Raw genomic sequence first — 22,882 nt, 5'->3', positions numbered from 1 at the left:
ATGAATACAGACTGATTTCTTATTTCCTTGGAGTAGGGGCATAGTGTAAGACTTTATATATGTAATGTGCTCCAAAAAGCTGTTGTTTCAAGGCTGTTAACAAATGGAATAACTCCTAACAGAAGTTATTTCTATAAATTCACAGTTTGGTTATCATTTTTCTTTAGAAAACAGGACATGAATCATAATTTTAGTAACATAATGTTTCTTATCATTTTTTACAACCGTATCATAAATATATTCTTCGAGGGCGTAACTGCCCAATTCTAAATGCAACCGATCCATTTCGGAAAATAGTCGTTTATATGCATAATGGATCGTTTTTTCATCCCCGATGTGGTAGCCGATAAGATAATTTCCTTCAACGGTTTGAAAATACGGATACCCTTCCTTTGGATGGGGCTGTTCCATATATAAATAGCTATAATGAGAGAATTCCCCTTTGAGTAATTGCTCACGCTTTGTTAAAACTCCGATGGGATATCCTGTATCTAAGTGAGAAATGTATAATTCATCGATAAAATCTGAAATAGCCTCAACAAATCCTTCGTCAGCCATATTCTCAATTTTTTCACTTAAATAAAGAGTCATACTTGGTAAGTGTTCAAGTGTAATTTGCGTGAAATCAAGTTGTGAAGCCTCTTTCATTAGCTTGATTTTCGCATCAATGATTTTCTCCTTCATCTCGATCTCTTGTCGTTTTTTGACGATATCATCTTTTTTTTGGTACATCATTGATAAAAAAGTCTCAGGTGATTTATTCTGAGTGTATTGTTGAATGTCGTCTAAAGACATACCAAGTTCCTTTAATAAATCGATGACGAAGAAAAGTTCAATTTGGTGAATGGAGTAAAACCGGTACCCTTTATCATTTTTAAATTGAGGAGAAAAAAGCCCAATCTGGTCGTAATAAAAGAGGGTCTGTTTGTTTATTTTGCAAAGTTGTGCAAATTCTCCTGTCGTTAAATATTTTCCATTTTTTTTATTCATGTACATGTCCCCTCCTTGACTATATAGTTACTATATACATTAGGATGAAAAGAGTAAATATGAAAAATTAGGAGCACAGATCAACATGAAAAGTTATAAAGTGACTTTGGGATTATTATTAATGAATCTATTTATTGCCTTTTTAGGAATTGGTCTCGTTATCCCTGTTTTACCAACCTTGATGAATGAATTGGGAATTACAGGGACAACGGTTGGTTATTTAACAGCAGCCTTTGCTATCGCGCAATTAATTGTTTCTCCATTTGCAGGCAAAGCTACCGATAGATTTGGTCGGAAAATTATGATTGTCATCGGCTTGTTTATTTTTGGTAGTTCAGAATTGCTATTTGGACTTGGAAAAGAAATTGAAGTGTTATTTATTTCGCGCATTCTAGGCGGAATTAGTGCAGCATTTATCATGCCTGCGGTTACAGCATTTATTGCAGATATTACGAATACAGATACTCGTCCGAAAGCTCTTGGCTATATGTCGGCAGCAATTAGTACAGGATTTATTATTGGACCGGGTATTGGTGGATTCTTAGCAGAGTTCGGAACAAGGGTGCCATTCTTTTTTGCAGGAGGTCTAGGAACTACAGCTGCTATCCTATCCATTATATTATTATCTGAACCGAATCGTACGGAGGAACAGACTGAAGAACCCTCAAATAGTCGTTTTGGTTTGCAACGTATTTTGGCTCCAAAATATTTCCTTGCGTTTATATTAATTTTTATCGCTTCCTTTGGTTTAGCGGCGTTTGAATCGTTTTTTAGTCTATTTGTTGATCATAAATTTCAGTTTAAACCATCTGATATCGCCATTGTGATTACAGGTGGTGCCATTTTTGGAGCGATTGCACAGGTCGTATTATTTGATAAACTCACACGAATTTGGGGTGAGATTAAGTTAATTCGCTATAGTTTAATTTTATCGGCAGTACTTGTCTTTCTCATGACGGTTGTTCACTCCTATTTCTCTATTTTGCTTGTTACATTTATTGTCTTTGTCGGCTTTGATTTATTCCGGCCTGCCGTGACTTCTTATCTTTCCAATATTGCTGGGAACGAACAAGGCTTTGTCGGTGGGATGAATTCTATGTTTACCAGTTTAGCGAATATTAGTGGACCAATCATCGGGGGAATATTGTTTGATATCGATATTAACTATCCTTATTACTTTGCTACTGTCATATTAGTAATTGGAATTGTGATGACAATGTTTTGGAAGAAGCAAGCAGAGGGGGCATCTAATCGAGTAAAGATGAACAAAGCGAACTTGAATTAAAAACATTAATGTCTAATTACATTAGATGATCAGATAGAGCTAATCCAAGAAGGATTAACGCTATTTTTTGTGGAAGTAATAAATGAATGCTTGTTACAATTTGAGGGAGGCTTTGCAATGGAATTTACCCACACTAGAATAGGAAAGCTATCGAGCTTTAAAAGGTAAGAGCAGATTTATCACGTTACCCACTGAACAAAAGGATTGGGGGATTAAGGTAGCTCATTTTAGGGATCCAGCTGGGACTTTGATAGAGATTTATGAAAATATTTAAATACCGAAAGGAGGGGAATCCAAAAATGGAAACGATGGCGCTTGGGTATTTAAATAAAAATGTTCTTCATCACATTAATATGATAGAAAGCATTAAACAACATCATGCAAATATTATACGATCAGATATTCACGGTGTTGTATTGTTTGATGTCCCGAGTGAGACCCATATGATTAGCTGTGACAGTTTGGAGGATTATGAGAGAGTGTTACAAGATATTGAAGAAATAAGAGAATGTGAAGTATTTCAAAGTTGGGCTAAATCTTATGTTCAGGAGAAATATCGCTTAATTCATAGAGATACATATTATCAGGCAGCCTTTTTAAAAGAGGATTCTACAGCTAATTCAAATCCCGTATTAAAGATAAGACTTCTTTGTGAAAATGACATTCCTTTAGTAAAAACATTTTATCCTACAAATGATTATTCATACGTGATCCAACGTCTTAAAGAAGGTACTCTTTTTGGTGGATTTTTAAATGATGAAGTGATTGGGTTTATTGGAATTCACGATGAAGGTTCGATAGGCTTACTGGCAGTTGTTGAAAAACACAAAAGAAAAGGATATGGACTTATGCTCATGGACTTCATCATCCAACACTTTTTAGGAAACAATCGAGTTCCATATTCTCAAATTAGTCATACGAATCAAGCTTCTATATTACTTCACCAAAAAGCGGGTATGGAGATATCAAAAGATGTAATCGAGTGGCTAACAATGGAGGAAGTAGCACTGAATTAAAAGTGGGAGGATGATTATGGACATAAAATGGCTCGAATGGGCGAAACAACTACAAGCGATTGCGCAAGCGGGACTAACATACTCAAAAGATGTTTATGATGTGGAACGATTTGAAATGATTCGTGAGATGAGCATTGAAATTATGTCTCAACATACAGAAGTGAATCAAAGGCTTATTCGCGATCTGTTTGCCAATGAAACGGGATATGCCACACCAAAGGTTGATATACGAGCTGTTGTGTTTAAAGACAGCAAAATTTTATTGGTTAAGGAAAAGAGCGATGGCGCTTGGGCATTACCAGGTGGGTGGGGAGATATTGGTCTTTCTCCGAGTGAAGTTGCTGTTAAAGAAGTCAAAGAAGAAGCGGGTTTTGTTGTAAGAGCCGTTAAGCTTTTAGGAGTACTAGATAAAAAGTGTCATCCACATCCACCATCCCCGTATCACATTTATAAAATTTTTATCCAATGTGAAATTGTAGGTGGAGAAGCAACGAAAGGAATCGAAACAAGCGAAGTAGAGTTTTTCTCTGAAGAAGAATTACCCAGATTATCTGTTGAACGAAATACAGAATCTCAAATCAAATGGGCCTTCAAGTTTCTCCATAACCCTCATGAACCGGTATATTTTGATTGAATCATATAGAATATTGCAAAATGGAAGAATTATTTTTAACGTGTTGTGGAATAAACTTAGGAACAAACTTAGGGAAGAATCAAATAAGTACAAATTGTAACAAGGGAGATTCTCTATTGGAATACTCCCTTAATATTTACACAAATTTATCGTAGGATTTTCTGATAAAACTTCGAAGTAAATGCTGGAATTAAATCAAGGGAACGCATAGTTCACAATAATCATGAGAAATCATATCTGCAGTGTATCTTTCTATAATCGGTTTATTGTCCATTTGATAGTTGCTATTTTCTATAATAGTAAAGATGTCTATCCATGCCTGTTGAATCGCATCCTCTGTATGTTTCACTAAAAAAACAGCATATTTCCCTCCAGAAAATTCTGTTTCAGCGATGGAACCGACGTCCAATTTAAAATCATTTGTAATCACGACACATGCGTCATATCTACAATTTTCAGGTAGTGTTATTGTAGGATTATCCTGTGGGATACCGAAAATAAGCGCAGATGACATAAGGTTGTTCCTAGCCGCCCAGTCTTTTAATTGCTCCATTGCTTCCATATTCTCATTTCCATATGGCCCCACCTTCCGGACATAGGCAAGGCGATAATTTGGAAGAGTTTCCACTCGCATTTTCATCTCCATGTTCTCTCCACCTTATTGGTTATTTGTCACTACATTCGAAATGTAACATGTTATAAAAAAATAAACATGAATCTTTTTATAAAAGTATATATGATCAACTAACAGAGAAAATCTATTTTTAATATGACAGACTATTGTCATATTAAGAATGATATAGTGATGAAAAAAAGATCGATGAGGAGTAATAAAATGAAGACATGTTCTTGGCCTGGAGATAACCAACTTATGCAGGTGTATCATGACAAAGAATGGTGTGTACCAAATACAGATGACCGGTATATTTTTGAAATGCTTACTTTGGAAGGAGCACAAGCAGGATTATCTTGGAGTATTGTTTTAGCAAAAAGAGAGGGTTATAAAAAAGCATTTCATAACTTTGATATTAAATATTGCTCGGACCTAACCGATGCAGAATTGGAAAATATTAAAGAACATGAAAATGTAATTAAGCACTTCGCAAAGCTTAAATCTATTCGAGATAATGCCAAAGCGATCATGAAGCTACAAGAGGAATTTGGGAGTTTTTCAAATTTTCTCTGGCAATACGTAGATTTTGAACCAATTATTCATAATTGGGATTCTGAGTCACAAATTCCAGCTGAATCAGAGTTATCAAAACAAATCAGTAAGGATTTAAAGAGACGGGGATTCAAATTTGTAGGTCCAGTAACCATGTATTCTTTTATGCAAGCAATTGGTATGGTCGATGACCATATTAAAACATGTCCCTACCATACTTATAATAAATAATGAGGTGTTAAATATGACTATGCAGGAAGCAATTGAACGATCATTACAGATAAGAAAGGCATATCATCAATTAGAAAAAGAGTATCATGGCACAGAATGGTCTGTAGAGGAGGATGCACTTGCCTTTCTCACGGATGCAGCATTGGTTGGACGTTTAACGATGGCTCAACAAGGAAGATGGCCGACAGGAAGTGAACCAAAAGCAGAACTAATGGATAAGATTGGTGAATCTATCTGGTGGTTGATTATTCTAGCAAACCGAATAGGCATTGATAGCAAGTATGCTTTGGAGAAATTTCTAGAAACAAAAGAAAAACAATTAATGTAAGAATTGTTTCTTTAGGGAGGCTCTCTTATGCCTATCAATCGGCATTTTGAAATTATTTATATGCTATTAGACAGAAAAACCATTACGGCAAAAGAATTGGCAGAGCATTTTGAAGTATCAACTAGAACAATTTATAGAGATGTAGATGTGTTAAGTGGTGCAGGGATACCCATTTATGCGAGTAAAGGAAAGGGAGGAGGAATTTCCCTATTAGAGGGTTATTCCTTTAATACTTCCCTTTTATCAAGCGATGAACAGGAAGATATTTTAATGGGATTACAAACGCTGGAGGTCACTGGTTTTCAATATAGTGACGATATTCTAGAAAAGCTATCACGTTTATTTAAAAAGAATACAACAAATTGGATAGACGTCGATTTTTCCCCTTGGGGAAGTGAGCAGGAAAATAAACAGTTATTTGCTTCATTACGAGGTGCAATTATCCAGAACTTAGTGATCTGTTTTAGCTACTTTAATTCTGAAGGAGTAAAAAGCGAGCGAAATATTGAGCCCCTTCAACTGTTATTCAAGTGGAATGCGTGGTATGTTTCTGGCTATTGTTTAGCGAAAAAGGATTTTCGGATTTTCAAAGTTAGTCGAATGCGAGAGTTGGTTGTTACAAATCAATCATTTAGTCGCGAAGCTCCTTCTAGTGCGATTGGAAATGCGGAAAACCAAGTATCAAACTCATCGATTCCCGTTATGCTAAGAATAGCTTCTAAAGGAGCTTATAGGGTATATGACGAATTTTCTGACCACATGATTACAGTGAATGAAGATGGCTCCTTCACCGTAAACGCTCATTTTCCGATTGGCGCTTGGTTAGATAGTTATTTGCTCTCCTTTGGAACAATGTTAGAGGAAATTAAACCTAAAGAGTTGCGGACAAGATTGATGACCAAAATAGATGAGATTAAACGTAATCTCCATGTTGGTGATTAGAGGGATTTTTCTTTAAACAGTAGCTAAATTGCTAATGTGAGAATCAAAATCATTTTTCTAGTTTTGTTCTACACATAAGAGGGACAGTGAACCTGTCCCTGTGTTCCAGAGGGACAGTGAACCTGTCCCTGTGTTCCATTTAGTCTTTTTTTCCGGCTATGCCATAAAAGAATAGCTTTGTGAGTTCTTCTGCAATGGGGAGTATAGCTTGGGTTGCCTCTTCACGCTGTAGATATAGTTGAAACATTTGCAAATAGAATAATATCGCCTCATTGGATACAGTAGGATCTATGTAACCCTGTAATCTACCTTCGTCAAAAAGTTTAATGAGGAGAGGGAGTGCCTCGTTTACATACACTTCTTCGACATAACTTTGCCCACTAGCATAATCCTTCATAAAGTCTTGAAAAAATCGTGTGCTAATTTGACTAGCATGCATTCCTTTATCAAAAATAATTCCTTTTATTTTTTCATCAAATGGAATGTCGCTTTCTAATGCTAGCTTTTGTTCATTCCATATTTGATCGACAAAGTATTTAAAAACGATACGGACTAAATTATCTTTGTTTTCAAAGTAATTATATATCGTGACTTGAGATACATTTGCCTTATTGGCGATTTCTGCCACAGATACTTTTTGTATTCCAAATTCCATAAAGAGCGCATATGCAGCTTCTATTATTTTTTTTTTCTTTTGCTCTCTCCGTTTTTCAAAACCATCCATTTCTGTCACCTCAATGTTAGTTTAATAAAAAATCTGAAATGTAACAATAAAGATAGTTCATAAATTATTGAGTATTGGATTAATTTTGTATATAATGAACTATAAAGATAAATATATTTCATAATTATCGAGAGGAGTAATATAGATGTCGATATTAAACACAACTAATTTAACAAAAAGATTTGGAAAATTTACGGCATTAGATGGTGTGAATATGGAAGTAAAGGAGGGAGAAGTTTACGGTTTTATAGGTCCGAATGGGGCAGGGAAATCAACCACTATCCGAATATTACTCGGAATGTTAAAGGCGTCCCAAGGTGAGGCCAAAATTTTTGGTAAGGATGCATGGTCGGATGCTGTTGACATTCATAAACGTATTGCATATGTGCCAGGTGATGTGAATCTATGGCCAAATTTGACTGGTGGCGAAGTGATTGATCTCTTTATGAAAATGAATGGAAGCACAAATCAGGAAAGACGAGAAAGTTTAATAAAGAAATTTGATTTTGATCCAACCAAAAAAAGTAGGACGTATTCGAAAGGGAATCGACAAAAGGTGGCGTTAATCGCTGCATTTGCATCGGATGCGGATCTTTATATTTTAGATGAGCCAACATCAGGACTTGATCCGTTGATGGAACATATCTTTCAGGAATGTGTGGTGGAGGCAAAAAAGGCTGGTAAAAGTGTATTATTATCCAGTCACATATTATCAGAGGTCGAAAAATTATGTGATCGGGTAGGCATTATCCGTCAAGGGAAGATCATTGAAACTGGAACATTAGATGAATTAAGACATTTAACTCGTACTCATTTAACAATTAAAACGAAAGAACAAATAGATTCTCTAAACAAACTAAAAGGAATTTACAATTTGAAGGAAATAGATTTAGAGCTTACTTTCCAGGTGGATACAGATGAACTTGATTCAGTCATTCGTTATATTAGTGGGTTTGGGATTTTAAAATTAGAAAGTGCCCCACCAACATTAGAAGATTTATTTATGCGTCATTATCAAGGTACACCACACTCTAACTCTAGGGCAGCGGGGTCGTTATAATGTACGAGAAGTATTTTAAAGGAACCAAGCATTTAACAGCGTTCATTTTCAGACAACAGCGGTTTAAAATTCTTGTTTGGTTAATTAGTTTACTTGGAATTACCTTGTCAGTTGCCGCATTCTACCCAGAAGTTTATGGCGATGATCAGTCCAGGCAAGCTGCATCTATGACAATGGATAATCCAGCGATGGTGGCGATGCTTGGACCAGGATATGAAGTAGAAGCATACGTGCATTCTATCGGTACGATGTTTGCCAATGAAATGTTGCTTTTTACTGCAATTGCCGTAGCGATCATGAGTATACTGCTTGTCGGGCGGGCTACCCGAGGGGAAGAAGAGGATGGACGTGTTGAAATGATTCGTGCACTTGCTGTTGGCCGACTCTCCTATGCTAGTGCGGTCATGATCGTTATCGTATCGACCCATGTATTGCTCGCTTTATTAACAGGGATTGGTTTAGCATCCTTAGGAATAGAAGGCATCCATGCAGAAGGTTCTTTCTTATATGGTTCCATTTTAGGGGCAACAGGTCTATTATTTGCAGCCTTTACCGCGGTCTTTGCTCAGCTTACTGAAACTTCAAGAGGAACGACCATGTTCTCTTTTATGTTGTTGATCATCGCTTATCTTGTTCGAGCAATAGGAGATGTGAGTAGCGATACTTTGTCATGGATATCACCACTTGGCTGGTCCGTCAGAACGGGAGTATTCGTAGAGAATGATTGGTGGCCGGTATTATTATCCATTATCGTTGCCATTTTATTTGGAGCTGCCGCAATTTATTTACATTCTATACGAGATTTAGGGTCTGGTTTTATTGCTGCAAGGAAAGGTAACACACATGCTTCAACTTTTTTACAAACAACATTAGGGCTTACTTTCAGGCTACAACAAACCAATATAATTGCGTGGGCGATTGGATTATTTGCTTTGAGTAGTTCATTTGGAGCCATTTTAGGAGATTTAGAAACATACTTTGCTGACATTGAACTTATGCAAGCATTTGTTGAAGTCGATTCGGATTACACGCTGACGGAGCAATTTATTACATTGCTAATGGCAATTATGTCTTTGATAAGCCTTGTTCCAGCTGTAATGGTCGTTCTAAAATTAAAGGCTGAAGAAACGAAAAACCTCACAGAAAATTTTTACAGTCGTGCAGTATCACGAACTCGTATATTAGCGAGTCACAGCTTCTTAGCGGTTGTTGTAAGCTTTCTCATGCAATCACTTGTTGCCTTAGGGCTATGGTCAGTTAGTGGGACAGTGATGGATGAGGCATTATCATTTAGTACAACTTTTGCTTCAGCATATGTATATTTGCCAGCGATATGGGCTGTTATTGGTTTAGTTATTTTACTAGTCGGGGCATTTCCAAAGTTGACAGGTTTAATATGGCTCTATGTTGTTTATTGTTTTGTTGTTGTCTATCTCAGTGGACTGCTCGATTTTCCAGATTGGATGAATAACATCTCTGTCTTTGAATATGTCCCACAAATTCCAGTAGATGACGGGAATACCATAGTGTTGATAATCTTAACGTTGATTGCGATAGTTTTAATGGTAGTTGGTTTTACAGGCTTTAACAAACGGGACATTGCCGGATAATGGGTTTAGATGCAATACTAGATGAAAGAAAAAAGTATGCGGAAATTGAATAGGAAGTCACAAATTCATGCCTATTTGGTACAATTAACCAAATAGGCATTTTGCTTTCAAAAAGATGAACTAGTTTGAGAGTTACTTTACTATATAAACCTTCCTGCGCAGATGTCAGGATTGAAACTAGAAAAACACTAATAAAAATTGAGATGTGAGGTGGGATTTTTATATGTGGAAATGGATAAAAGTAATTTTATTTTTATTAGGAGCATTCGCCTTGCTGTTGCTAAATCCAATGGAAATTTATACAGAGATGCGAACGAAGGGTGAGGTGGAACGTATGCTTTCTGATCAGACCGTAGTAGAAGATTTGTTTGACGGGGATATAGAAGATTTTGATTATATCGGGGGAAAAGCCTATTCTGTTAAAACAAGTGATGCTAGCTTTGTTGTAATCGTGGAGAAAAAGAATGGCAGAACGCAGCTTGAAACTTTTGTAAAGATAAGCAATGTTAATCAAGGACAAGGATATTAGAGAATGATAAAACATAAATGGATTACTTATTTGATTGGAAGTATTGTATTAGCTACGCTTTTGATAATCATTTTATGGCTTCAAGGAATTTATATTCCGAATCAATCTGCTTCTCAACACTATCCAATAAAAGGGATCGATGTTTCAGCTTATCAAGGAGAGATTGAATGGTCGAGGCTTAAAGAGCAAGATATGAGCTTTGCTTTCATCAAGGCAACTGAAGGTAGTAGTTTTGTCGATAGGTTTTTTGTGGAGAATTGGAAAGAAGCCACTACTACCAATCTGCGAAAGGGGGCTTATCATTTCTTTAGTTATGATAGTGAAGGTAAAACACAAGCAGAGAACTTTATCAAAACGGTTCCTATTGATGAAAATGCATTACCACCAGTCATTGATGTTGAATTTTATGGAGATAAAGAGAAAGATCCCCCTGATCGAGAACAAGTTGAGAGAGAGTTACAAGTTATGGTAGACCTTTTAGAAGAACACTACGGGAAACGAGTGATTCTCTACACTACAAATAAAGCGTATGACTTATACATAAAAGATGGCTTCGAACAATGCGATATTTGGATTCGAGATGTTTTCAATGAACCTTCCTTACCAGACGGAAGAACCTGGACGTTTTGGCAGTATACAGATCGAGAGCAATTAGAAGGCTATAGTGGTGAAGAGAAATTCATCGATGTCAATGTGTTTAATGGTAGTGTTAAAGAGTTTGAGGAGTATGGAAACGAGAAAGGAAAGGTACAATGATCGAGCTTACAAAGGAAATAATCAACTTCGTCAAGGCTAGGGATAAAAAGATCATGATAGGAATATCTGGTCATGGCGCAGCTGGAAAAACAACCTTTGCCAATCAATTGATTCAGGATTTAAACCAAGAGGAAGTAGCTTATCTTAATACGGATCCATACATAATCAATTCAGATATAAGAAAGCATACGATGATTGACTACAGTGATCAAAATGAAAAACATCACTATAAAATGACTGCTTGTCATCCAGCAGCACATCATTTACCATCATTGGAACGAGATGTACAGATGTTAAGAACGGGCTTAGATCTCTATACCATCGATACTCATTATCAAAAAAGCGAACTCCTTTCTGCGAAAAAGAAGGTGACGATCGTTGAAGGGATGAGTGTGGCGTTCTTAGATCCTCGTTTGTTTGATCTGAAAATCTACTTTTACACAGATGGAGAGACAGAACTGAAGAGAAGAACGGACCGTGATATCATAGAAAGAGGAGCCGATGGGGAGTATTTAAGACAATCCCATGCAGAGCGTCGGATTCAGTACGAGTTATTTATGCATCCTTACAGTGAAAATTTTGATGTCATCATCCAAACAAGTCAGCAAGGGATAAAGATTGAGAAGGGGCTTGCTTTTAATAATTAGGACGCTATCCGAGTATAGTTCAAGGTCCTCTACTTATCGAGGTATATGTGGATAAGCCATAATGAACTTATAACTTTACACCGTATAAAAAAGGAAAATCTGAAAAGTCCCGAATATAAAGCAAGAGGGGAAAAATGGCTTATTTTTCTCCTCGCATTCTAAAATTTTGCTCCATTGTTGTAATCGGAAAATCACCTATTTTCACGATATTAGAGCCAATAGGCAGAAATTCTCCGCCTTTATAAGCTGTTTTGCAATTTGTTCATTAAGCGGAAAATTTCCTTCTATTTTCCTTTCTAGCTCGCCGAGTTCTTAACGTCAGATCTGATGAGACGGTCCAATTTCTAGCTCTTTTTCTTGCTTCTTGATAACCATCACAAATAAACAAGCAAGTAGGCAGAAACCGCCAGCCATGAGAAATGCCCAGGAATAGGAGTTAAAAACCTTATATATTATGCCTGCGCCACTCGCCGCAACTGCTGCTCCTACCTGATGGGCCGCAAAAATCCAACCGTAGATGACCACACTTTTTTCTATACCAAAGATTTGCCTTGAAATATTAACAGTTGGAGGAACGGTGGCGATCCAATCAAGTCCATAAAAAATGGAAAAGATGATTAAAAGAGTGACAGATCCATGTGTTAAGGCAAAAGGAAGAATAAGTAGGGATAAACCTCTCAGGCCGTAATACCAGAATAGAAGCCAGCGGTTGTCAAAGCGATCCGAAAGCCATCCAGAAAGAGTCGTTCCGATTAAATCAAACACACCCATTAAGGAAAGCATGGAAGCAGCTGTCACAGCAGTAAATCCAAAACCGATGCAGTACGAAATGAAATGGGTCCCAATTAATCCACTTGTTGAAAGACCGCAAATGAAGAAACTGCCTGCCAATAACCAAAATTCTTTAACTTTAATCGCATCAAAAAGGGTTGAAAAAGCGATCCTGATCGGATTGCGCTTTTGCCTAACATCCACTTCTTCGTGTTGTTCGTCCAGTAGTCCATAAGGGAGAATGCCCATATCCTTTGGTGAACTTTTCATGAATAAGAGAATGATTGCAAACATAACTACGCTCAAAATGAGGATAAGACCAATCGCCCATTGCCATGAATAAGCTTCAACAAGGGCTGCTAATACAGGAAGGAGTACTAACTGTCCTGTTGCTGTACTCGCCGTCAAGATGCCGACAGCTAATCCCCTTTTTTTGACGAACCATCGATTGGCAATATGGGGACTTAAGATCGTTAAAAACAAACTTGAACCAAGTCCAATGATGACTCCCCAGATGAGAATCAACTGCCACACTTCATTCATCCAAAAGGTAAGTCCTAAGCCAGCAATTAGTGTAGCCATCGCTAATAACATCATTTTCTTGAGTCCAATAACATCAACTAAGGCGGCCATGAAAGGTCCGGAAAATCCATAGAGAAATAGACTAATAGCAAAGGCAAAGGAAATGACTGAGCGATCCCAGCCAAAATCTTCTTCAAAAGGGACGATAAATACCCCTGAAGAGGAGCGGGTAATTCCCGCTGCGATAATGGCAAAAAAGGTGATACATAATATAATCCAGCTATAATGAATCCGTTTCAAGCCTTCACCTCGTCACTGTGGAAAATAAAGTTAAATTGATTATAGCCGATCGCTAAGAAATATAATAAATAATTGCTTACAATATTGAAAATTCTAAAAGAATGGATATAATAATGACAATACCTTAAATGTCGATGACAAAGAGAGTAGTTATTTGTGAAGTGAAAAGCGAGTTAGGGAAGGTGAAAGCCTAACATGGAACAAATAATGAAGCGCACTTTGGAGATTCCATCCTGAACATAAGTAGGGAAGGACGGGGACAACCTCGTTAACAAGTTAAAGCGGTTTTTAGGTTTCTAAAAACAACTAGAGTGGTACCACGGGATTACATAACTCTCGTCTCTTTTTATAAGAGGCGGGAGTTTTTTTATGGAGGGGAAAATAATGAATGTCAAACATGATTTTGTTGAGTGCTTATTTTCAGCTTTAAATGGTCAAATAAAGCGGAAACAAATCCTGAAAATGATTGAGAAGCCAAAGTTTGAGCAGTTAGGAGATCTGGCATTTCCTTGTTTTGAGTTAGCTAAAATATATCGTAAATCACCAAATCAAATTGCACTTGAAATCGCAGAAAAGATCGATTTACCACTTTTTGAAAAGGTGGAGGTAGCAAGTGGATATGTAAATGTCTTTTTAAATATGCGAGATGTTTCAAGTAAGATCGTAAAGAAGGTTCTATTGGAAAAAGAACAATACGGGAATCTAGACTTAGGAAAAAACGAAGTAATCACGATCGACTTTTCTTCTCCCAATATTGCCAAACCATTTTCGATGGGGCATTTACGTTCTACCGTTATTGGCCATTCATTAGCACTAATCGCTGAAAAATATGGTTATACTCCCGTTCGAATTAATCATTTAGGTGATTGGGGCACACAGTTTGGTAAGTTAATGGTCGCCTACAAACAATGGGGAGATGAGGAGAAGGTTAAGGAAAACCCGATCAAGGAGCTTTTGACACTGTATGTGAAATTTCATGAAGAAGCAGAAGAAAACCATGATTTAAATGATAAAGGAAGAGCATGGTTCAAAAAATTAGAGGATGAGGACGAAGAGGCGCTTCATTTATGGAAGTGGTTCAGAGATGAATCATTAAAAGAGTTCTCGAAAATCTATCAATTGCTAGGGATTCGCTTTGATTCATATCATGGTGAATCTTTTTACAATGATAAAATGGATCGAGTTGTCCAATTACTGGAGGAACAAAATCTTTTAGAAGAATCAGAAGGGGCAATGGTCGTTCAGTTCGAAACGGAAGAGCTACCGCCTTGTTTAATCAAGAAAAAGGATGGAACAACCCTGTATGCCACTCGAGATTTGGCAGCGGCACGATATCGCAAAGAAACGTATAACTTTGCTCAGTCTTTATATGTAGTCGGTCATGAACAGTCGCTCCATTTCAAGCAGTTATTTACGGTGTTGCAGAAAATGGGCTATTCATGGCATGAAGGGATGGTCCATGTTCCATTTGGGATGATTCTGAAAGATGGAAAGAAAATGTCGACGCGAAAAGGAAAAGTAGTTTTACTAGAAGAGGTGTTAGAGGAAGCGATTCAGCTAGCAAGGGTAGGTATTTTGAAAAAGAATCCGAATTTAAACGCAAAAGAGGAAGTGGCGCATCAAGTTGGAATAGGGGCGATCATTTTCCACGATTTGAACAACTTCCGTCTCCATGACATTGAATTTTCCTTACAGGATATGCTTCGATTTGAAGGTGAAACGGGTCCATATGTTCAATACTCACATGCCCGTGCGGCGTCACTACTGAGAAAAGGGGATTTTCAAGAAGGTCAGGAACGAATCATAGAAGATAAAGAAGCTTGGCCAATTATAACGGCATTAATGTCATTTCCAGATGTAGTGAAGCGTTCCTATGAAGGATATGATCCTTCACAGGTAGCAAAATTTTTAATCGAACTTTCCAAAGCGTTTAATAAATATTACGGTTCTGTCCGTATTCTAGATGATCCTGAGCAAAAACAGGCAAGACTAACGTTGGTTTATTCAGTTAAAATGGTTCTTAAAGAAGGATTAAGATTATTGGGAATGGGAGCACCTGATGAGATGTAAAAAACGAGGAAGGACTTTTGCCTGCTGTTAAAGAAATGTTAAGGGGGGCTTCAGGTTGGAAAAATTGGAGTATATTCGGAATGAAGAAAAGAAATATCATGACTCTTGTTATGAGCATTATAAGTTGTTTGAAGAAGGCTCATGGTTATATAAGCCGGTCAAAACGGTAATCGATGTACTTCCTTTACTTGATAAGGACCAAATCAAAGTTCTAGATTTAGGGTGTGGAGTGGGGAGAAACAGTATCCCGATAGCAGAGGCGATAAAAGATCGAAATGGCAAAATTGTTTGTGTTGACCTATTAGATTCAGCGCTCGAGAAATTGGGGCAATACCGCCAAGAGTTTGATGTTCAACAGGTGATTGAATTAGAAAAAGCGGATATTGGTGACTATCAAATAAAAAAAGCTGATTTTGATTTAATTATTGCCGTGTCTAGTTTAGAGCATGTAGCATCTGAAAAAACATTAGATATTGTCATGAAACGGATGGTGGATGGGACAAAGAAGAAGGGAATGAACTGTTTGATTGTCAATTCTGAAGTGGAAGAAATGGATGTAAAAACGAATAAACAATTAGAGCCACTCATGGAAGTTAATATTCGAACAGCAGACATGTTTAAGAAATTAAAGAAGTTTTATCATGGTTGGGAGATCATAACTCAGCATGTGAAACCATTAAAATATGAAATTGCTCGTAATAATAAACCTGTTATCTTAAAAACAAATGCCATTACGTATGTTGTGAGAAAAATATAATCAGGGATGGAAGGCGTGTAGAAGTGCTCAATAATGAAAAAGATATCATTTCAGCTATCCAAGAGGATGAGTGGATGATGGAAATTTTGAAAGCGGCGAAAACATTGAATTTACCAGATTGGTGGGTGTGTGCGGGTTTTGTTCGATCAAAAGTATGGGATGTACTCCACCATTTTATAGAGAGAACACCTCTTGCAGATGTCGATGTCATCTATTTTGACTCCGCAAATATTGAAGAGTTCTATGAAAAAGAGTTGGAAAAAAAGTTAATAACGATACATCCTGACATCCCTTGGTCTGTGAAAAACCAAGCAAGAATGCACCTTAAAAGTAATACGACTCCTTATCATTCATCTGTTGATGCGATTTCAAAATTTCCTGAAACGGTGACGGCGTTGGGAGTAAAATTAGATGAGAAGGACAATGTGATCTTAACTGCGCCGCATGGAGTTCGAGATGTTCTTCATTTGGAGGTTCATCCAACTCCAGATTATCGTGAAGAAATGGAAAAGGTGCTTGTATATGAAGAGCGGGTCAAAACAAAGAATTGGCCATCTAATTGGGATAAAGTGCAGGTAAACCATCTTTTAAAATGACGAAAAATGCAGAGGAGTTTTTACTTATGACGACATTTCCAGTGCTTGAAACAGAAAGGTTACTATTAAGGAATGTAACGGAAGAAGATGCACCACATATATTGAGTTACCTTTCTGACGAAGAGGTCATGAAATATTATGGGTTAGACCCTTTTCAGACGCTAGAAGAAGCATTAGATGAAATTTCTTGGTATCAATCTATTTTTAAGAATAAAACAGGGATTCGATGGGGCATTACGTTAAAAGAACAAGGAGAAATGATTGGAAGCTGTGGCTTTCACAATAGAGTTCCTCAGCATTATCGCAGTGAGATTGGTTTTGAACTTAGTAAAGCTCATTGGGGGCAGAAAATCGCAGGAGAAGCGATTAACGCCATCGTTCGATACGGATTTGAGCAGATGGAAATTCATAGAATCGAAGCTTTAATTGAACCACTGAATCTACCATCGCAAAAACTTGTAGAAAAACAAGGCTTTGTGCGGGAAGGGTTGTTACGAAACTATGAGTTTACGAGAGGGAAATTTGATGATTTATATATGTACTCGTTGTTGAAAACGGATGTGGAAAATACTGCAATTTGATGATCTACTAGGAATATTCATTGTTAAAAATAAGACGATCGAACGATAATATGAATAACAGAGGGAGGTGGGATGAAGATGTTTTCATATTGGTTATGGCTTTTCTTGAACTTGAGTGTTTGGTTGTTAGGGCTTCATTTTTTCAACGAAGAAATTCTAACGATGACAGGAAGGCTATTTGGAATGGCCTTGTATTTTATTTTATTCTTCATCTTGCCGTTATTCTTAGCGAAGCCCAAAATAGTCAGCACGTTATTATTTACACAGGCAATTATTGCAATGGTTACATTTTTTCCTGAACAACATGGAAGTATTAATCCTTACTTCATTCTCGTTGTTTCTCTAATAACTGGAGAAGGATTTTACCGTCTAAGATTTGCACTTAGTTTGTTACTAGGGATGATTTGTACAGGTGGACTAAGCTTTATAATCTTTCATATGGGACTTGCCCTATCCATGCAGGTTGTCATCGTTATCTACATGGTCATTCTTCTTATTGCGATGACTTTTTACAAAAAAATGACCGATCAAAATCAAGATTTAGAGGCGAGGTACGAGGCTCTTCTTAGTGAGTACCGAAATGTTAAACGGCGTGTTTTTTCTGAGGAAGAAGAGACGAGGCAAGAAGAACGGATGTTAATTGCCCATGAAATTCATGATTCTGTCGGACATAAGCTTTCCGCTCTCATCATTCAGTTAGAGGCCTTTCGTTTAAAGACTTCTGGACAAGATCAAGAACAGGTTCGATTTTTGAAAGAGCTGGCAAACGAGAGTCTAGAAGAAACGAGAAGAGCGGTCAAATCGTTAAAAGTAAATGAAATGGGTGGATTACCAGGTGTCTTGCGATTAATTCGTAAGCTGGAAATGGAAAGCTTTTTGCGAATTCACTTTTCGGTGAAACATGGTGCGTTTACAGCTCCTCTAACTGGAGAGCAGTCTTTCGTTATTTATCGTTCTGTACAAGAGGCTCTCACCAATGTCATGAAACATAGTCAAGCAAGGGAAGCAGAAATTTCATTCGAGGCACCTGGTGGAGGAATTTTTCGATTTGAAGTCAATAATCCCGTTTCCAACGACAGTCATTTTACAGAAGGCTTTGGGCTTACGGAAATGCGAAATCGACTACAAAAGTTAGGTGGGAATTTAGATACATATAAAACAGGAGAAAAGTTTATCGTTCAGGGCTATTTGAAAATTGGATACGGGGGATTAGAGCATGATTCGAATCTTATTGGCTGAGGACCAATTAATGGTCAGGCAAGGATTGAAAATGATGATTGAATCAGATGAAGAAATGGAAGTTGCAGGAGAAGCAAATAATGGTAAAGAAGCGATCCAGATTTGTGAAAAGCAGGCCTTTGACATTGCGATTCTCGATATCAGAATGCCTGAAATGGATGGAATTGAAACAGCGAAGGTGATTCAATCCAGGTGGCCGCAAACGAAAATATTGATGCTTACAACGTTTGATGATAATCAATATGTGCTAGAGGCTTTAAAAATAGGTGTAAGTGGCTATATCTTGAAATCGGGAGATACCGAATCATTGCTCCGCTCTATCCGTAGTGCTTTAGCTGGTGGTCTTGCCATTGAAGATCATGTCGCCGCAAAAGTGATGCCAATCCTTCTAAATCGTGAGCAACAGCAAGAACCAGATCCTTCTTTAACTCCTCGAGAAAGAGATATTTTGACCTGCATCGGAGAAGGTCTTAGTAATGGGGAAATTGCTGAGCGACTGGCGATCTCAGTGGGAACAGTGAAAAATAATACAAGTCAAATTTTGAATAAATTAGGGTTAAGAGATCGGACGCAGTTAGCAATATACGCGATTCGCCATAACCTTGTTTAAATTAAAGTGATGAAAGTAATGGATCAAATTAAAGAGAGTGACTAGAGACAGTGGTAAGACTGTTTCTTTTTTTTTACTCTTAGTAGGAGAAGATAAAGTGACAACCTTTATGAAGGAGTGTAAATGATGCTGGAAACGATAAATTTAAGCAAGACATATAAAGACAAGAAAGCGGTCGATGAGGTTAATTTATATTTAAATGAGGGTGAATCAGTCGGACTCCTTGGTCCAAATGGTGCGGGGAAATCGACGACGATTTCGATGATTTCGTCTTTGTTGAAACCAACATCTGGGGATGTGGTGTTTGAAGAAAAAAGCATAATCAAGAATCCCACGGAGATCCGTAAAGTTCTCGGGGTAGTCCCACAGGAAATTGCTCTATATGAAGAATTATCTGCCTATGAAAACCTGAAGTTTTTTGGTGAGATTTATAAGGTTGATAAGGGTGTGCTTGAGAAACGAATTCAGGAAGTTTTAGAGATGGTTGGCTTGGAAAACCGTCAAAAAGAGGTGATCAAAACGTTTTCGGGTGGGATGAAAAGAAGAATTAATATTGCTGCAGCACTCCTCCATCAACCGAAGATATTGATTCTTGATGAGCCTACAGTCGGCATCGATCCCCAATCAAGAAACCACATTCTCGAGACAGTGCGGAATTTAAATGAACAGTATGGAACGTCTATTCTTTATACGAGTCATTATATGGAGGAAGTAGAGCAGTTGTGTGATCGGGTCTATATTATGGACCACGGCAAAATTGTCGCCTCAGGGAGCAAGTCGGAATTACTCAGCATTCTATCAAATGATGATACGATCCAAGTTCAACTAAGCAAGGAAAGTGAAGAATTATTAAATACGATAAGAATGATGAAGGATGTTCGTCAGGTGGATGAGACAAGTAATGGGCTACGAATCATTGTAAAAAAGGGGAGCCATTTATTAAGTGACGTCGTGCATGCTGCTGAAAAAGTAGGAATTCAAATTACACACTTTCAAATGGAGATCCCAAGTCTCGAAGATGTATTTTTGCACTTAACTGGAAAATCGTTGAGAGATTAGAAGGGGGGCAAAAGAAATGTGGTCATTTTTAAAAAAAGATTTATTGGTATTCTGGCGAGATCGGATAGGACTGCTCATGACTTTGCTCCTTCCAATCGTTTTGATTGCCGTACTGAACTTTGCCTTTGCTGGATTATTTAATGATGAAGGAAATCCGGTGAATATAAATTTAGGAGTCGTTGAGGATGAGGGGACTGCTTCAGGGATGAGAGAGTTTGAAGATTTAGTCGAACAAATGTCTCTTCCTTCGAATGAAAAGGAGGAATTGCTTAGACAAGCGACCTTAAATGAACCAAGAAATATACTTAATCATTTTCTCCAGAGTCCAGAGTTGAAGGAATGGATAAAAGTAGAAGAGTTAACGGAGGAAGAAGCTTCAAGTTTAGTAGTGGACGGAAAGCTTGATGCCTATATTAAAATTCCGAATCGATTTACCGTTGAGGTATTGTCTGCAGTTATGCTAGGAGAGGAGACAGATACATCCTTAACGATACATGCAGAAGAATTTTCGACAGAAGTTCAAGTACTTCAAGAGATGGTCAATCAATTCGTGCACAGTCTTAATTTTCAATTTGCCCTTAATAGTACAGGGGTAACAAGTGGCAACGAACCTGTTCTCCCAGTAGGGGGAATCGAAAAAATTGAGGAAACGAAAACGTACACGATGGTTCAATATTTTACGATCGCGATGAGCACCCTCTTTACGTTATTTATCGCCCAAACGGTTGCGATGAAAACTGTTACAGAAAAAAGGGAGCGAGTATTTAATCGAATTATTTTATCAAATAGTAGTCCTTTAGCATTTCTGATGGGTAAGACGATATCCACCTTTTGTTTTTGTTGGGTTCAAATCATGCTTACGTTAGTAGCCGTTCAGCTTTTATTTGATGTTTTTCCTGATCATTCGGTAGCATTTTGGAAAGGCTTGTTGCTCGTTCTTACCTTTTTTGTCTTGACTGTTTCAGGATTATCGGCGTTATTTACAACGATCACCTTACGATTACAAGATCTCAATGCGGCCAATGGAATTTTCACGGTCATGATCATGTTTTTGGCTGCCCTCGGGGGGAACTTTTTCCCTTTGCAAGGACTTCCTGAAATTTTTCAGAAAATCGGTGATTGGACGCCGAATGGCTTAACCCAATCGATTCTTATTAAATGGATACAAAACGGAGTCTATTCCGATTTATGGCTCCCAATGTCGATACTACTTACTTTCTTTATAGGGTGTATGATAGTTAGTGTGGCACTATTTCCAAGAAAGGAGAGTATGTAATGTTTGCGGTCTTTAAGGCACAATTAAAGAAAGATATCCGAAAACCGTTTACGCTTATTTTATTTATTGCGCTTAGTATTTTAGCAACGTTAATCTTTGGAAATAGTTCATTTGGGAAACCGCCAACCGTATCTGTTTTTAGCACCGGACCGAATGCCAATGCGATCGAAGAAAAATGGATCGATTTGTTGAAAGAAAGTGAAGCTTTTAATTTTGTACTGGCAGAGGAAGATGAAGCGCGGGAAAATGTGTCAGCTGGGAAGAGTAGTGTAGCCCTTCAATTGATGGAAACGGATTACCGTTTAATTGCATCTTCAGACAATTCAACGATCCAGCTTGTTGAGCAAGAAGTGCATAAAATATTTACGGAAGAAGCTCAGCTCCAAGCAGCGATGGGCACTGGGAATACGACGGAAATCAGAAGTGAGGTTGAGCGCTATTTAGAGAATGCTCCAATCAAAGTGCAAACCCAATCCATTAGTGGCGGGGAAATCCCTAAGCATGATATGGGGACGCAGCTATTGTTTACCTTTACCCTGTTTGTGGTTATGTTTACGATTGGTTTCAAAGTGAATGGAATCAATGCTGATAAGGTAAGTGGCATTTGGAATCGATTGATCCTTTCGCCCGTGTCAAAAACGAATATGTATATGGGGCATCTTCTTTATAGTTTTGGCATTGGATTCTTCCAAGTTATGGCCGTCTTGCTTTTATTTAAATATGTATTGAACTTTGAATTCGGGGACTTCCGCTTAATTGTTATGATCGCTGTGGTCTATACGTTAAGCATGGTTAGTTTAGCGATGTTTATAAGCGGATTTTTGAGGACGCCTGAAAAATTTAATTCGGTTTTTGCTTCAGTTATCCCGATGATTCCAGTCGTAAGTGGGTTATACATGCCACCAGGGACAATTAGCAACCCGGTTTTATTATTTATCGCCGATCTCTTCCCGCTAAAGCATGCGGTGGATGCAATGTTAAATGTTACGTTATATAGTGCTAGTTGGAATGATATTTCTTTTTCGATAGCAATTCTTTTGCTCATCTTTGTGATTTATATGGGATTAGGTATTAATATGGTGGAGCGGAGAAGAGGATAGATAGATGAAAACTCTCAGAGGGATCTGGGGGTTTTTTATCGTTTATCAAAATTACATATAATCGATCTGTTTTTGGGATACTAT

Annotated in this window: 24 protein-coding genes and 1 other annotated feature; of the genes, 20 read left to right on the top strand and 4 right to left on the bottom strand. The window is 37.6% G+C overall.

Annotation, left to right across the window (positions count from 1 at the left end; all coding sequences use genetic code 11):
- Positions 1-153: 153 nt before the first annotated feature.
- Positions 154-990, bottom strand: coding sequence for a MerR family transcriptional regulator (locus BMSHG_RS21495; protein WP_019156535.1), 837 nt, complete (start codon positions 988-990; stop codon positions 154-156).
- Between the two features lie 85 nt (positions 991-1,075).
- Between BMSHG_RS21495 and norA the strand changes: the two genes are divergently transcribed.
- The 3 genes from norA (at position 1,076) to BMSHG_RS21480 (ending at position 3,925) form a co-directional block, all read left to right on the top strand.
- The gene (gene norA, locus BMSHG_RS21490; protein WP_019156534.1) at positions 1,076-2,275 is read left to right on the top strand and encodes a multidrug efflux MFS transporter NorA; all 1,200 of its coding nucleotides are present in this window, start codon (positions 1,076-1,078) and stop codon (positions 2,273-2,275) included.
- 299 nt (positions 2,276-2,574) lie between these two features.
- Positions 2,575-3,291 (top strand): GNAT family N-acetyltransferase, encoded by a 717-nt coding sequence (locus BMSHG_RS27225; RefSeq protein WP_019156533.1) that lies wholly within the window; start codon positions 2,575-2,577, stop codon positions 3,289-3,291.
- Positions 3,292-3,307: 16 nt separating this feature from the next.
- Complete coding sequence (locus BMSHG_RS21480; protein WP_019156532.1) at positions 3,308-3,925, top strand: NUDIX hydrolase; 618 nt, start codon at positions 3,308-3,310, stop codon at positions 3,923-3,925.
- Positions 3,926-4,115: 190 nt separating this feature from the next.
- Here the strand turns inward: BMSHG_RS21480 and BMSHG_RS21475 are convergent, their stop codons facing one another.
- Positions 4,116-4,565 carry an AraC family transcriptional regulator gene (locus BMSHG_RS21475; protein ID WP_026073579.1) on the bottom strand — a complete coding sequence of 150 codons (450 nt, stop codon included), beginning with the start codon at positions 4,563-4,565 and terminating at the stop codon, positions 4,116-4,118.
- A 195-nt stretch (positions 4,566-4,760) separates the two neighbouring features.
- On the opposite strand from BMSHG_RS21475, the gene BMSHG_RS21470 reads away from it, so the two are divergent.
- Genes BMSHG_RS21470 through BMSHG_RS21460 form a run of 3 tightly spaced genes read left to right on the top strand, consistent with a single transcriptional unit; the run spans position 4,761 to position 6,591 of the window.
- Complete coding sequence (locus tag BMSHG_RS21470) at positions 4,761-5,321, top strand: DNA-3-methyladenine glycosylase I (protein ID WP_019156530.1); 561 nt, start codon at positions 4,761-4,763, stop codon at positions 5,319-5,321.
- 13 nt (positions 5,322-5,334) lie between these two features.
- On the top strand, positions 5,335-5,649 hold the full coding sequence (locus tag BMSHG_RS21465; protein WP_019156529.1) for a nucleoside triphosphate pyrophosphohydrolase family protein: 315 nt from the start codon (positions 5,335-5,337) through the stop codon (positions 5,647-5,649).
- 27 nt (positions 5,650-5,676) lie between these two features.
- Positions 5,677-6,591 (top strand): helix-turn-helix transcriptional regulator, encoded by a 915-nt coding sequence (locus BMSHG_RS21460; RefSeq protein ID WP_019156528.1) that lies wholly within the window; start codon positions 5,677-5,679, stop codon positions 6,589-6,591.
- Between the two features lie 139 nt (positions 6,592-6,730).
- Here BMSHG_RS21460 and BMSHG_RS21455 read toward each other — a convergent pair whose 3' ends face one another.
- A complete protein-coding gene (locus BMSHG_RS21455; protein WP_019156527.1) occupies positions 6,731-7,315 on the bottom strand; it encodes a TetR/AcrR family transcriptional regulator in 585 nt (194 codons plus the stop codon).
- 145 nt (positions 7,316-7,460) lie between these two features.
- Between BMSHG_RS21455 and BMSHG_RS21450 the strand changes: the two genes are divergently transcribed.
- The 5 genes from BMSHG_RS21450 (at position 7,461) to BMSHG_RS21430 (ending at position 11,917) form a co-directional block, all read left to right on the top strand.
- Positions 7,461-8,375, top strand: a complete 915-nt coding sequence (locus BMSHG_RS21450; RefSeq protein WP_019156526.1) for an ABC transporter ATP-binding protein — start codon at positions 7,461-7,463, stop codon at positions 8,373-8,375.
- On the top strand, positions 8,375-9,985 hold the full coding sequence (locus BMSHG_RS21445; RefSeq protein WP_019156525.1) for an ABC transporter permease: 1,611 nt from the start codon (positions 8,375-8,377) through the stop codon (positions 9,983-9,985). The genes BMSHG_RS21450 and BMSHG_RS21445 overlap by 1 nt, the downstream gene beginning before the upstream one ends.
- A gap of 223 nt (positions 9,986-10,208) precedes the next feature.
- Positions 10,209-10,514: a hypothetical protein gene (locus tag BMSHG_RS21440; protein WP_019156524.1), complete on the top strand. Its 306-nt coding sequence runs from the start codon at positions 10,209-10,211 to the stop codon at positions 10,512-10,514.
- A 3-nt stretch (positions 10,515-10,517) separates the two neighbouring features.
- Positions 10,518-11,270, top strand: a complete 753-nt coding sequence (locus BMSHG_RS21435; protein ID WP_019156523.1) for a glycoside hydrolase family 25 protein — start codon at positions 10,518-10,520, stop codon at positions 11,268-11,270.
- A complete protein-coding gene (locus BMSHG_RS21430) occupies positions 11,267-11,917 on the top strand; it encodes a uridine kinase family protein (RefSeq protein WP_019156522.1) in 651 nt (216 codons plus the stop codon). The genes BMSHG_RS21435 and BMSHG_RS21430 overlap by 4 nt, the downstream gene beginning before the upstream one ends.
- Positions 11,918-12,235: 318 nt before the next feature.
- Here the strand turns inward: BMSHG_RS21430 and BMSHG_RS21425 are convergent, their stop codons facing one another.
- The gene (locus tag BMSHG_RS21425) at positions 12,236-13,510 is read right to left on the bottom strand and encodes an MFS transporter (protein WP_019156521.1); all 1,275 of its coding nucleotides are present in this window, start codon (positions 13,508-13,510) and stop codon (positions 12,236-12,238) included.
- A gap of 125 nt (positions 13,511-13,635) precedes the next feature.
- Positions 13,636-13,857, top strand: a binding site (T-box leader).
- 37 nt (positions 13,858-13,894) lie between these two features.
- Here BMSHG_RS21425 and argS point away from each other — a divergent pair.
- From argS to BMSHG_RS21380, 9 genes are all read left to right on the top strand, one after another.
- Complete coding sequence (argS, locus tag BMSHG_RS21420) at positions 13,895-15,580, top strand: arginine--tRNA ligase (RefSeq protein WP_019156520.1); 1,686 nt, start codon at positions 13,895-13,897, stop codon at positions 15,578-15,580.
- A gap of 55 nt (positions 15,581-15,635) precedes the next feature.
- On the top strand, positions 15,636-16,337 hold the full coding sequence (locus BMSHG_RS21415) for a class I SAM-dependent methyltransferase (RefSeq protein ID WP_019156519.1): 702 nt from the start codon (positions 15,636-15,638) through the stop codon (positions 16,335-16,337).
- Positions 16,338-16,411: 74 nt separating this feature from the next.
- Positions 16,412-16,933 carry a nucleotidyltransferase family protein gene (locus BMSHG_RS21410; protein ID WP_051030972.1) on the top strand — a complete coding sequence of 174 codons (522 nt, stop codon included), beginning with the start codon at positions 16,412-16,414 and terminating at the stop codon, positions 16,931-16,933.
- A 26-nt stretch (positions 16,934-16,959) separates the two neighbouring features.
- The gene (locus tag BMSHG_RS21405; protein ID WP_019156517.1) at positions 16,960-17,514 is read left to right on the top strand and encodes a GNAT family N-acetyltransferase; all 555 of its coding nucleotides are present in this window, start codon (positions 16,960-16,962) and stop codon (positions 17,512-17,514) included.
- A gap of 78 nt (positions 17,515-17,592) precedes the next feature.
- The gene (locus tag BMSHG_RS21400; RefSeq protein WP_019156516.1) at positions 17,593-18,753 is read left to right on the top strand and encodes a sensor histidine kinase; all 1,161 of its coding nucleotides are present in this window, start codon (positions 17,593-17,595) and stop codon (positions 18,751-18,753) included.
- Positions 18,731-19,363 (top strand): response regulator, encoded by a 633-nt coding sequence (locus BMSHG_RS21395; RefSeq protein ID WP_019156515.1) that lies wholly within the window; start codon positions 18,731-18,733, stop codon positions 19,361-19,363. Before BMSHG_RS21400 ends, BMSHG_RS21395 begins: the two co-directional genes overlap by 23 nt.
- A gap of 126 nt (positions 19,364-19,489) precedes the next feature.
- Positions 19,490-20,422: a daunorubicin resistance protein DrrA family ABC transporter ATP-binding protein gene (locus tag BMSHG_RS21390; protein ID WP_019156514.1), complete on the top strand. Its 933-nt coding sequence runs from the start codon at positions 19,490-19,492 to the stop codon at positions 20,420-20,422.
- Positions 20,423-20,438: 16 nt separating this feature from the next.
- Entirely contained in the window at positions 20,439-21,698 is a 1,260-nt protein-coding gene (locus BMSHG_RS21385) for an ABC transporter permease (protein ID WP_019156513.1), read from the top strand.
- Positions 21,698-22,798, top strand: coding sequence for an ABC transporter permease (locus BMSHG_RS21380; RefSeq protein WP_019156512.1), 1,101 nt, complete (start codon positions 21,698-21,700; stop codon positions 22,796-22,798). The genes BMSHG_RS21385 and BMSHG_RS21380 overlap by 1 nt, the downstream gene beginning before the upstream one ends.
- Positions 22,799-22,882 lie beyond the last annotated feature (84 nt).

It is taken from the genome of Robertmurraya massiliosenegalensis JC6 (genome assembly GCF_000311725.1).
In the GTDB taxonomy this organism is placed as follows: domain Bacteria; phylum Bacillota; class Bacilli; order Bacillales; family Cytobacillaceae; genus Robertmurraya; species Robertmurraya massiliosenegalensis.
Note: the sequence above shows the minus strand (reverse complement) of the source record. Positions and strands in the feature narration are given on the sequence as shown.